1 protein-coding gene is annotated in these 389 nt (G+C 41.6%); it reads left to right on the top strand.

Translation table 11 applies throughout. The features are described from left to right. Positions 1-72 precede the first annotated feature (72 nt). A partial coding sequence (locus E4T88_RS17820; protein WP_260393733.1) for a PTS transporter subunit EIIC occupies positions 73-389 on the top strand: 317 nt, incomplete at its 3' end.

The raw sequence follows: 389 nt of genomic DNA, 5'->3' as shown, positions 1-389 counted from the left end.
GTACATGATAAATTAGGGTTCTTAGCTGTAGCAATTGTTGGTGCATTATGGCCATTATTAGTTATGACAGGTATGCACCGTGTGTTCACACCAACAATTGTTCAAACAATTGCTGAAACAGGTAAAGAGGGTATGGTTATGCCATCTGAGATTGGTGCAAACTTATCTCTTGGTGGAGTTTCACTTGCAGTAGCGTTCAAAACTAAAAATAGAGAATTGCGTCAAACATCATTGGCTGCAGCATCATCAGCGATTATTGCAGGTATTACTGAACCTGCATTATATGGGGTAGCTATTCGTTTAAAACGTCCAATGATTGCCTCTGTTATAACAGGCTTTATTGCAGGTGCGGTTGCAGGTCTTGCAGGACTGGCGAGTCACTCTATGGC

Origin of the sequence: Dysgonomonas mossii (assembly GCF_004569505.1) — a bacterium.
GTDB lineage: Bacteria > Bacteroidota > Bacteroidia > Bacteroidales > Dysgonomonadaceae > Dysgonomonas.
This window is presented reverse-complemented; position numbering and strand designations above follow the sequence as displayed.